Below are 10,965 nucleotides of genomic sequence, written 5' to 3'. Positions count from 1 at the left end.
TTTTGGCACGCTGTTGAGTTCTCAAGGAACGGACGCTTCCTTTGTACTCACCCGAGAGACTCTCTCAGGCTTTCCTCCGGGCGCTTCCCTTCGGTGTTTCCAACCTTACCAGATCCGTTTTCCGTTCCGTTTCCGGTCGGAATTCATTTCCGGTGGCCGTTGGAGGGCCTTTTGCCTTCGGTTGCCTTGCGGCTTCCCTTTCGGCGCATCCGACTTTATCAGAGGTTCTGAGTCGAATTTTCCGCCCTGTCCGGGATGCCCATTGGCTCACGAGTGTGCCGGGTGCCCCGCTGGCGGAGCCGTAAACGTACTGGAGCGGGGCGCCTCGATGCAAATCGAGGCGCCCCGCTCCTGGCTGGTGTCCGACGGACCGTCAGACGTCCACAACCACAGGGAGAATCATGGGGCGTCGGCGGTAGTTGTCCGAGACCCACTTGCCCAGCGTGCGGCGGATGAGCTGCTGCAGCTGGTGGGGGTCGACGACGCCGTCCTGGCCCGTACGTTCCAAGGATTCGCGGATCCTGGGGATGACGTCGTCGAAGGCGGAGTCCTCGATGCCGGATCCACGGGCGTGGATGTGCGGGCCGCCGGTGACCTTGCCGGTGGTGGAGTCCACCACGACGAAGACCGAGATGATGCCCTCTTCGCCGAGGATCCGGCGATCCTTCAGCGAGGTCTCCGTGACATCACCGACGGAGAGGCCGTCCACGTACACGTAACCGGCCTGGACCTTGCCGGAGATCTTCGCCTTGCCCTCGACAAGGTCGACGACGATGCCGTCCTCGGCGATGACGATGCGGTCGTGCGGGACACCCGTGAGGGCGCCGAGCTCGGCGTTGGCGCGCAGATGGCGCCATTCACCGTGCACCGGCATCAGGTTCCTGGGCCGGCAGATGTTGTAGAAGTACAGGAGCTCGCCGGCTGAGGCATGGCCGGAAACGTGCACCTTGGCGTTGCCCTTGTGGACGACGTTGGCGCCCCAGCGGGTCAGCCCGTTGATGACCCGGTACACCGCGGTCTCGTTGCCCGGGATGAGCGACGACGCGAGGATCACCGTGTCGCCCTGGACGATACGGATCTGGTGGTCGCGGTTGGCCATGCGGGACAGGGCCGCCATCGGCTCGCCCTGGGAGCCCGTACAGACGAGCACGACCTGCTCGTCCGGGAGGTCGTCGAGCGTCCTGACGTCGACCACCAGGCCCGGCGGGACCTTCAGGTAGCCGAGGTCGCGGGCGATGCCCATGTTGCGGACCATCGAGCGGCCGACGAAGGCGACCCGGCGGCCGTACTCGTGGGCGGCGTCCAGGATCTGCTGGATGCGGTGGACGTGGCTGGCGAAGCTGGCGACGATGATGCGCTTGCGGGCGCCCGCGAAGACCTGGCGCAGCACGTTCGAGATGTCGCGCTCGTGCGGCGTGAAGCCCGGGACCTCGGCGTTCGTCGAGTCCGAGAGGAGGAGGTCGATGCCCTCCTCGCTGAGCCGCGCGAAGGCGTGCAGGTCCGTGAGGCGGTTGTCCAGCGGGAGCTGGTCCATCTTGAAGTCGCCGGTGTGGACGACCATGCCCGCGGGCGTTCGGATGGCGACGGCCAGCGCGTCGGGGATGGAGTGGTTGACCGCGACGAACTCGCAGTCGAAGGGCCCGATGCGCTCGCGGTTGCCCTCGGCGACCTCGAGCGTGTAGGGGCGGATGCGGTGCTCCTGGAGCTTGGCCTCGATCAGGGCGAGGGTCAGCTTGGAGCCGATCAGCGGAATGTCCGGCTTCTCGCGGAGGAGGAACGGCACGCCGCCGATGTGGTCCTCGTGGCCGTGCGTGAGGACGATGCCCTCGATGTCGTCGAGGCGGTCCCTGATGGACGTGAAGTCCGGGAGGATCAGGTCGACTCCGGGCTGCTCCTCCTCCGGGAAGAGCACTCCGCAGTCGACGATCAGCAGGCGGCCGCCGTACTCGAAGACGGTCATGTTCCGGCCGATCTCGCCGAGGCCGCCCAGCGGGGTGACGCGGAGGCCCCCTTCCGGCAGCTTCGGCGGCGCGCCGAGTTCAGGATGCGGATGACTCAAAAGACTCTCCTGCCCATGCGCGCCACGTGCCGCTCGGGCACGTGGCGCGCATGACGTTCGTGCAAATGCGTATATGGATGGACTGCAGGTCCCTGACCTGCGGGTTCTGCGTATTCAGTTGTGAAGTCCGTGGTCAGAGCTCTACCCCGCCGGCCGCAAGATCGATCTTGAGCTGGGCGGTTTCCTCGGGCGACAGCTCGACGAGGGGCAGGCGCAGCGGTCCGGCGGGCAGGCCCTGGAGCGCGAGGGCGGCCTTGGTCGTGATGACGCCCTGCGTGCGGAACATGCCGGTGAAGACCGGGAGCAGCTTCTGGTGGATCTCCGTGGCCTTCTGGACGTCGCCGTTCGTGTAGGCGTCGAGCATGGCCCGCAGTTCGGGCGTGACGACATGGCCCACGACCGAGACGAAGCCGATGGCGCCCACGGAGAGCAGCGGCAGGTTGAGCATGTCGTCGCCGGAGTACCAGGCGAGGCCCGAGCGGGCGATGGCCCAGCTGGCACGGCCGAGGTCGCCCTTGGCGTCCTTGTTGGCGACGATGCGCGGGTGCTCCGCCAGACGCACGATCGTCTCGGTGTTGATCGGTACGCCGCTGCGGCCCGGGATGTCGTAGAGCATCACGGGCAGCTCGGTGGCGTCGGCGATCGCGGTGAAGTGCCGGTAGAGGCCTTCCTGGGGCGGCTTGTTGTAGTACGGCGTGACGGTCAGCAGGCCATGGGCGCCGGCCTTCTCGGCGGCGCGGGCCAGCTCGATGCTGTGGTGGGTGTCGTTCGTGCCGACGCCGGCCACGACGTGGGCTCGGTCTCCGACGGCCTCCAGTACGGCTCGTACCAGCTCGGTCTTCTCCGCATCGCTGGTGGTCGGGGACTCGCCGGTGGTGCCGTTGACGACCAGGCCGTCGTTGCCTGCGTCCACCAGATGGGCGGCGAGCCGCTGCGCGCCGTCGAGGTCGAGTGCGCCGTCCGCCGTGAACGGCGTGACCATGGCGGTGAGGACCCGCCCGAAGGGGGTCTGCGGAGTAGAGGTCGGAGCCATGGGTAACACGCTACTCGCTGCTCAGCGCGGGGTCCCCCCTCGGGGCATGCGACAAGTCGCGACAAATGTGGAGCCCGGCACTGCCTGCTCGGGGGTTCAAGCAGTGCCGGGTCCGTTTGATCAGGCTAGATGAACTTCGCCAAATGCCGCAATACGGACATGTCGCTTGGCTGATGCGCACATCTGTACCGCCTGCCCCTGCGGAGCCTGGGGCCCCCGCGGCCGCTACGGAGCCACGCGTCCGTTGGCGTTGAAGGCCGCGTGCGTGAGCGGCATGAGCTCCGCCCACAGCTGCTCCATCTTCTCGCCGACCATCTCGATCTCCCGCTGCGGGAAGGACGGGACCTTCGCCAGCTCGTGCTGCGTGCGCAGGCCGAGGAAGTGCATCAGCGAGCGCGCGTTGCACGTGGCGTACATCGACGAGAACAGGCCCACCGGGAGGACCGCGCGGGCCACCTCGCGTGCCACGCCCGCCGCGAGCATCTCCTGGTACGCCTCGTACGCCTCGCGGTACGAGTCCTCCATCACGCGGCCGACGAGCTCCTGCTGCGCCTGGGTGCCCTCGACGAAGACGTACTTGCCGGGGCGGCCCTCCTGGACCAGCTTGCGGGACTCGTCCGGGACGTAGAAGACGGGCTGCAGCTCCCTGTACCGGCCGGACTCCTCGTTGTACGACCAGCCGACGCGGTGGCGCATGAACTCGCGGAAGACGAAGATCGGGGCGCTGATGAAGAACGTCATCGAGTTGTGCTCGAAGGGGCTGCCGTGCCGGTCCCGCATCAGGAAGTTGATCAGGCCCTTGGAGCGCTCCGGGTCCTTCTTCAGCTCGTCCAGGGACTGCTCCCCTGCGGTGGAGACGCGGGCGGCCCACAGCACGTCGGAGTCGCTCGCCGCGTGCTTCACCAGCTCCACGGTGACATCGCTGCGGAAGCTGGGCTTGGGGTCGTCGACGGGGCTGTCGGTCACGGCTCTGGCGGTCCTTCCATCACTTCTCTCGGGCGGCGCCCACTCTACGACCCGGCACTGACAACCGGCCGATCCAGGAGTGCCGCGACATTCGGCGTCGAACTTCGGAGAATTCCCCAAATCAGGGCACCATGGGAGATCGTCGAGCGTCTGTGTAGGTAGCAGCGTTCCGTTCGATTCATCCGAGGAGAAGCACCACCCATGTTCCGTCGGCGCGAGCCCGTCCCGTTCGCCTTCATCGCCGAAGCCGGCAAGTTCCGCAGCAACGTCACTCCCCCTCCCCGTGAGCGCGCCAGCGCCGGCCAGATCGCCGGGCGGACGCTCATCGGGCTCACCGTGGTCGCCGGGCTCGTGGGCTCGCTGCTCTTCGGGCTCCCCGCGCTGTCGGCCGACCAGTCACCGGCGCATACGCAGCAGTCCGAGGCGTCCGAGCGCCGCTGACGCTCCCGACCGCCTGAACGGCGTGGTGCGTACCCCCTTGGGCCCCCAAGGGTGGTAGGCGGGGGCGCGGCTCGGTAGCCTCCTCGGGCACAGCCCGTGCGTGATCGAGTGAGGAACAGTCGTGCCCCTGCCCTTCCTGACCGCAGACCGCGCGTTTGACGAGGCAGCCGGCGATGTCGCGCTGCCCTTCGACGACCGCGACCGGTGGCGGCGCCCCTACCGGCCGGGGCCCTGGCGTGTGGGTGCCGCCGCGCTTCTGCTGCTGCTCGCGTCGTACGTCCTGGTCGCCGCCGTGATCATCACCTTTGCCGGACAGTCGTCGGGCGGTGCCGCGTGCGGTGGTCTGGCCGTGCTCATCATCGCGAGCGCGCTGCGGCTGCTGCGGGTGGGCACCTGGGTGAGCGCGCACGGTGTGCGCCGCGTGCGCTTCTTCGTCACCCGGACGGTGGCGTGGGCGCAGGTGGCGGCCGCGCGGACCGTTCAGCAGCCGGTGCGCTGGCTGGGCCTGCCGCGGACCGTGCAGGGCCAGGCCCTCGTTCTCGTACGCGCGGACACGCAGGGCGGGCACGAGGCGCTGCTCACGACGCACGACGCCGATTTCCTGGCACGCCTCGAGGCGTTCGACCGGGCGGCCGACTCCATCGAGGCGTGGGCGTACGAGTACCAGCCCCGCTAGGTCGCACGAGCACAAACGCCGCCAGGCCTACGGAAGACACTCCCGTAGGCCTGGCGGCGTCCTGGGGGCCCTCAGGCCCGGACCTGTTTCCCGTCGTGCAGGGCGATCGCGCGCTGCATCGCCTTGCGGGCGCGCGGGGTGTCGCGCGCGTCGTGGTAGGCAACCGCGAGGCGGAACCAGCAGCGCCAGTCGTCCGGTGAGTCCTCGGTCTCGGCCTTGCGCTTGAGGAACACGGCGTCGGCCGAGTCGCGGTCGATGCGGCCGCCGGGCGTCCGGGCCAGCTCGTCCTCGGGCAGGCCGCCCTCGGCGTCGAGCTCGGCGGCCAGCCGGTTGGCCCTCTGCACGAACTGCGTGTTCTTCCAGAGGAACCACAGGCCGATGAACGGCAGGATCAGCACCGCGACACCGAAGGTGACGGTGAGCGCGGTGCCTTGCTGTATCAGCAGGACCCCGCGGCTGCCGACCAGGACGAAGTAGACGACCAGGACGGCAGCCGTGACGAAGTAGGTGATCTTTGCGCGCATCTCTTCAGCTCTTGCGTCGGATCGGCTCGTGCGTCAGCCGAGGTCCAGGAAGTTTTCCAGGCCGAAGGTCAGGCCAGGAGTGGACACCACGCGGCGGACGCCGAGCAGGATGCCCGGCATGAAGCTGCTGTGGTGCAGCGAGTCGTGGCGGATGGTGAGCGTCTCGCCCTCGCCGCCCAACAGCACCTCCTGGTGGGCGAGGAGGCCGCGCAGCCGGACCGCGTGCACGGGGACGCCGTCGACGTTCGCGCCGCGGGCGCCGTCGAGCGCGGTGACCGTGGCGTCGGGCTGCGGGGCGCTGCCAGCCTGCTCACGGGCGGCGGCGATGAGCTGGGCGGTGCGCGTGGCGGTGCCGCTCGGGGCATCGGCCTTGTTCGGGTGATGCAGCTCGACGACCTCGACGGACTCGAACAGCGGCGCGGCGATCTGTGCGAACTTCATGGTCAGGACGGCACCGATGGAGAAGTTCGGCGCGATCAGCACGCCGGTCCCGGGCGACGCCTCCAGCCAGCTGTTCAGCTGCGCGAGGCGCTCGTCGGTCCAGCCCGTCGTACCGACGACGGCGTGGATGCCGTGGCGTACGCAGAAGTCGAGGTTGTCCATCACCGACGCGGGTGTGGTCAGCTCGACGGCAACCTGGGCGCCGGTCTCCGCCAGCGTCTCCAGCTTGTCGCCGCGGCCCAGCGCTGCGACCAGTTCCATGTCCTCGGCGGCCTCGACGGCCTTGACCGCCTCGGAGCCGATGCGCCCCTTGGCGCCGAGTACCGCCACGCGCAGCTTGCTCATCCCTTGTTCCTTACGTTCCGGGTGTCGGGAGACCGCCCGTACGGCGATCAGGCGGTCAGACGATCAGGGGACCGCCCCACAGCGGTTCCGGGCCGCACACCAGACAGCCCGGAAACCGCCCTCAGCGCGGTCAGGAGACCGTTTCGTGCAGACGCGCGGCCTGCTTGTCCTTCAGCGGTCCGATGACCGACAGGGACGGCCGTTGCCCCAGGATGTCGCGAGCCACTTCGCGGACCTCCTCGGGGGTGACCGCAGCTATGTTCGCCAGCATGTCGTCGACCGACATCTGCTCGCCCCAGCACAGCTCGCTCTTGCCGATACGGTTCATCAGCGCGCCTGTGTCCTCCAGGCCGAGGACGGTGGAGCCGGAGAGCTGGCCGACAGCGCGGCTGATCTCGTCGTCGGAGAGGCCGTGCTCGGCGACGTGTTCGAGCTCGTCGCGGCAGATCTTGAGCACGTCGTGGACCTGGCTGGGCCGGCATCCGGCGTAGACGCCGAAGAGGCCGCAGTCGGCGAAGCCCGAGGTGTACGAGTACACGCTGTAGGCCAGGCCGCGCTTCTCCCGGACCTCCTGGAAGAGGCGGGACGACATGCCGCCGCCGAGCGCCGTGTTGAGCACGCCCATCGCCCAGCGGCGGTCGTCGGTGCGGGCGAGGCCCGGCATGCCGAGGACGACGTGGGCCTGCTCGGTCTTGCGGCCGAGCAGTTCGACGCGGCCGGCGGCGCGGATCGCCCGTCGGCCCTCGCGCGGGCCGAGGGGTTCGGCCGCGGTCCCCGAGAGGGCGCCGGCCTTCTCGAAGGCGGTGCGGACCTGGCGTACGACCTTGGCGTGGTCGACGTTGCCCGCGGCCGTCACGACCAGGTGCGTCGGGTCGTAGTGGCGCTTGTAGAAGCGGCGGATGCGGTCCGCGGTGAGGGCGTTGACCGTGTCGACCGTGCCGAGGACGGGGCGGCCGAGGGGGGTGTCGCCGAGCATCGTGTGCGCGAACAGGTCGTGCACGCAGTCGCCCGGGTCGTCCTCGGTCATCGCGATCTCTTCGAGGATGACGCCGCGCTCGGCGTCGACGTCCTCTTCCTGGATCAAGGAGCTCGTCAGCATGTCGCAGACGACGTCGATCGCGAGGGGGAGGTCGGTGTCGAGCACGCGCGCGTAGTAGCACGTGTACTCCTTCGCCGTGAAGGCGTTCATCTCGCCGCCGACCGTGTCGATGGCGGCAGAGATGTCGAGGGCGGTCCTGCGCTGGGTGCCCTTGAAGAGGAGGTGCTCGAGGTAGTGCGTGGCGCCGTTCAGCGTCGGGGTCTCGTCGCGGGAGCCGACGTGCGCCCAGATGCCGAAGGTCGCGGAGCGTACGGAGGGCAGGGTCTCGGTGACGACGCGGAGGCCGCCAGGCAGGGTCGTACGGCGAACCGTGCCGATGCCGTCCTTGCCCTTGAGGAGGGTTTGGGTACGGGCGACGGCCCGCGCCTCCGGAGAGGTGCGGGCCGTCGCCTTGGAGCTACGGGACGTCACTTGTCGGCGTCGTCCTTCTTCTCGTCGTCAGAGCCTTCCTCGCCCTCGATCACGGGAACGAGGGAGAGCTTGCCGCGGGAGTCGATCTCGGCGATCTCGACCTGGACCTTCTGGCCCACGCCCAGCACGTCCTCGACGTTCTCCACGCGCTTGCCGCCGGCGAGCTTGCGGATCTGCGAGATGTGCAGCAGGCCGTCCTTGCCGGGCATCAGGGAGACGAAGGCACCGAAGGTGGTGGTCTTCACGACCGTGCCCAGGTAGCGCTCGCCGACCTCCGGCATGGTCGGGTTGGCGATGCTGTTGATCGTGGTGCGGGCGGCCTCGGCCGCCGAGCCGACAGCAGCACCGATGTAGATGGTGCCGTCGTCCTCGATCGTGATGTCGGCGCCGGTGTCCTCCTGGATCTGGTTGATCATCTTGCCCTTGGGGCCGATGACCTCGCCGATCTTGTCCACGGGGATCTTGACGGTGATGATCCGCGGGGCGTTCGGGGACATCTCGTCGGGGGTGTCGATCGCTTCCATCATCACGTCGAGGATGTGGAGGCGAGCGTCGCGGGCCTGCTTGAGGGCCGCTGCCAGGACGGAGGCCGGGATGCCGTCCAGCTTGGTGTCGAGCTGGAGGGCGGTCACGAACTGCTTCGTGCCGGCGACCTTGAAGTCCATGTCGCCGAAGGCGTCCTCCGCACCGAGGATGTCGGTGAGGGTGACGTAGTGCGTCTCGCCGTCGATCTCCTGGGAGATCAGACCCATGGCGATACCGGCGACCGGGGCCTTCAGCGGCACACCGGCGTTCAGCAGCGACATGGTGGAGGCGCAGACCGAACCCATGGACGTCGAGCCGTTGGAGCCGAGGGCCTCGGACACCTGACGGATCGCGTAGGGGAACTCCTCGCGCGTGGGCAGCACCGGCACGAGCGCGCGCTCGGCCAGGGCGCCGTGGCCGATCTCGCGGCGCTTCGGGGAGCCGACGCGGCCGGTCTCACCGGTGGAGTACGGCGGGAAGTTGTAGTTGTGCATGTAGCGCTTGCGGGTCACCGGGGAGAGGGTGTCCAGCTGCTGCTCCATGCGGAGCATGTTCAGGGTGGTGACGCCCAGGATCTGGGTCTCGCCACGCTCGAACAGGGCCGAGCCGTGGACCCGCGGGATCGCCTCGACCTCGGCGGCCAGCGTACGGATGTCCGTGACGCCGCGGCCGTCGATGCGCTTCTTCTCCTTGATGACGCGCTCACGGACCAGGGTCTTGGTCAGCGAGCGGTACGCGGCGGAGATCTCCTTCTCGCGGCCCTCGAACTGCGGGAGCAGCTTCTCGGCGGCAAGGCCCTTGACGCGGTCCAGCTCGGCCTCGCGCTGCTGCTTGCCCGCGATGGTGAGCGCCTGGGCGAGCTCGTCCTTGACGGCGGCGGTGAGCGCCTCCAGGACGTCGTCCTGGTAGTCGAGGAAGATCGGGAACTCGGCGGTCGGCTTCGCGGCCTTGGCGGCCAGGTCGGCCTGGGCCTTGCACAGGACCTTGATGAACGGCTTCGCGGCGTCCAGGCCCGCGGCGACGACCTCCTCGGTCGGCGCCTCGGCGCCGCCCTCGACGAGCTTGATCGTCTTGTCGGTCGCCTCGGCCTCGACCATCATGATCGCGACGTCGCCGTCCTCCAGGGCGCGGCCCGCGACGACCATGTCGAAGACGGCGTCCTCGAGCTCGGTGTGCGTCGGGAAGGCCACCCACTGACCGCGGATCAGCGCGACGCGGACGCCGCCGATCGGGCCGGAGAAGGGCAGACCGGCCAGCTGCGTGGACGCGGACGCGGCGTTGATCGCGACGACGTCGTACAGGTGGTCGGGGTTGAGCGCCATGATCGTCGCGACGACCTGGATCTCGTTGCGCAGGCCCTTCTTGAAGGACGGGCGCAGCGGGCGGTCGATCAGACGACAGGTGAGGATGGCGTCCTCGGAGGGACGGCCCTCACGGCGGAAGAAGCTGCCGGGGATCTTGCCGGCGGCGTACATCCGCTCCTCGACGTCCACCGTCAGGGGGAAGAAGTCGAGCTGGTCCTTGGGGTTCTTGGAAGCGGTGGTGGCCGACAGCACCATGGTGTCGTCGTCCAGGTAGGCCACGGCGGAGCCGGCGGCCTGGCGGGCCAGACGGCCCGTCTCGAAGCGGATGGTGCGGGTGCCGAAGGAACCGTTGTCAATGACGGCCTCGGCGTAGTGGGTCTCGTTCTCCACTAGCGAATTCTCCTCGTCTTCGTCCCCGGGCCCGTGTGGCGGGGGGACGGTGGGCGGAGAAGCGCGCCTTGTGTGCGGGCCGGTCTTCGATCGAAGCACCCGGGGTTTCTCCCGGGGGCCACTACCGAGGACCGGCGGCGGCGAGGGGCGCTTCTCCTCGTTCTGTGTGCGTACGCTCCGCTGTCACGCGCTCTGCGTCACGTACGTCCCGTGTGCGGATTCGTATTGCGTTGTGCCAGCCAGCCTACAAAGTCCCAGCGACACTCCGCACGTACAGCAAAGGGAGCGGCCCCCTCCAGCGGGAACCGCTCCCTTCACGGCGTCTTACTTGGCGCCCGCCGCACCGCGGCGGATGCCGAGGCGGTCGACCAGCGCACGGAAGCGCTGGATGTCCTTCTTGGCCAGGTACTGCAGCAGGCGGCGACGCTGGCCGACCAGGATCAGCAGACCACGACGGGAGTGGTGGTCGTGCTTGTGGGTCTTGAGGTGCTCGGTCAGGTCGGAGATCCGGCGCGACAGGAGCGCGACCTGGACCTCGGGGGAGCCGGTGTCACCCTCCTTGGTGCCGAACTCGGTCATGATCTGCTTCTTCGTAGCGGCGTCGAGCGACACGCGTACTCCTCGTAGTCTTTTCGTGGCCACCGAGTGCCCCTGGTCCACTTCTCAGGGGAGCTTCCGTTACTCGGGAGGCGGGGTCCGCTGGGCGCGTCCTCCAGGGCCCTTGGGTCAGCCCTTGCGGGGCTTTCGGGGC

Annotated in this window: 10 protein-coding genes; 2 read left to right on the top strand and 8 right to left on the bottom strand. The window is 68.8% G+C overall.

All coding sequences use genetic code 11. The features are described 5' to 3' along the window. Nucleotides 1-373: 373 nt before the first annotated feature. The 3 genes from ABT009_RS17875 to thyX all read right to left on the bottom strand — a co-directional run bounded on the left by ABT009_RS17875 (nt 374) and on the right by thyX (nt 4,058). On the bottom strand, nt 374-2,059 hold the full coding sequence (locus tag ABT009_RS17875; RefSeq protein ID WP_351294997.1) for a ribonuclease J: 1,686 nt from the start codon (nt 2,057-2,059) through the stop codon (nt 374-376). Nucleotides 2,060-2,192: 133 nt separating this feature from the next. Continuing rightward, the gene (gene dapA, locus ABT009_RS17870; protein WP_351294994.1) at nt 2,193-3,092 is read right to left on the bottom strand and encodes a 4-hydroxy-tetrahydrodipicolinate synthase; all 900 of its coding nucleotides are present in this window, start codon (nt 3,090-3,092) and stop codon (nt 2,193-2,195) included. A gap of 225 nt (nt 3,093-3,317) precedes the next feature. Beyond that, on the bottom strand, nt 3,318-4,058 hold the full coding sequence (gene thyX, locus ABT009_RS17865) for an FAD-dependent thymidylate synthase (RefSeq protein ID WP_351294991.1): 741 nt from the start codon (nt 4,056-4,058) through the stop codon (nt 3,318-3,320). Nucleotides 4,059-4,259: 201 nt separating this feature from the next. Between thyX and ABT009_RS17860 the strand changes: the two genes are divergently transcribed. Together ABT009_RS17860 and ABT009_RS17855 are read left to right on the top strand one after the other, a co-directional pair. After that, nucleotides 4,260-4,499: a hypothetical protein gene (locus ABT009_RS17860; protein WP_351294988.1), complete on the top strand. Its 240-nt coding sequence runs from the start codon at nt 4,260-4,262 to the stop codon at nt 4,497-4,499. A 121-nt stretch (nt 4,500-4,620) separates the two neighbouring features. Continuing rightward, complete coding sequence (locus ABT009_RS17855; protein ID WP_351294985.1) at nt 4,621-5,175, top strand: SCO5741 family PH domain-containing membrane protein; 555 nt, start codon at nt 4,621-4,623, stop codon at nt 5,173-5,175. 71 nt (nt 5,176-5,246) lie between these two features. Here the strand turns inward: ABT009_RS17855 and ABT009_RS17850 are convergent, their stop codons facing one another. The 5 genes from ABT009_RS17850 to rpsO form a co-directional block, all read right to left on the bottom strand. Next, nucleotides 5,247-5,699 (bottom strand): hypothetical protein, encoded by a 453-nt coding sequence (locus ABT009_RS17850; protein ID WP_351294982.1) that lies wholly within the window; start codon nt 5,697-5,699, stop codon nt 5,247-5,249. Nucleotides 5,700-5,732: 33 nt separating this feature from the next. Then, nucleotides 5,733-6,485: a 4-hydroxy-tetrahydrodipicolinate reductase gene (dapB, locus tag ABT009_RS17845; protein WP_351294979.1), complete on the bottom strand. Its 753-nt coding sequence runs from the start codon at nt 6,483-6,485 to the stop codon at nt 5,733-5,735. Between the two features lie 130 nt (nt 6,486-6,615). After that, a complete protein-coding gene (locus ABT009_RS17840) occupies nt 6,616-7,995 on the bottom strand; it encodes a M16 family metallopeptidase (RefSeq protein WP_351294976.1) in 1,380 nt (459 codons plus the stop codon). Next, nucleotides 7,992-10,214, bottom strand: a complete 2,223-nt coding sequence (locus tag ABT009_RS17835) for a polyribonucleotide nucleotidyltransferase (RefSeq protein WP_351294973.1) — start codon at nt 10,212-10,214, stop codon at nt 7,992-7,994. Before ABT009_RS17835 ends, ABT009_RS17840 begins: the two co-directional genes overlap by 4 nt. 324 nt (nt 10,215-10,538) lie before the next feature. Further along, entirely contained in the window at nt 10,539-10,826 is a 288-nt protein-coding gene (gene rpsO, locus ABT009_RS17830) for a 30S ribosomal protein S15 (protein ID WP_030753863.1), read from the bottom strand. Nucleotides 10,827-10,965: the final 139 nt, after the last annotated feature.

The sequence above is a fragment of the Streptomyces sp. NPDC002896 genome, from assembly GCF_040295225.1.
GTDB lineage: Bacteria > Actinomycetota > Actinomycetes > Streptomycetales > Streptomycetaceae > Streptomyces.
The sequence above is the reverse complement of the archived record's forward strand: the minus strand, read 5'-3'. Positions and strand labels throughout refer to the sequence as shown.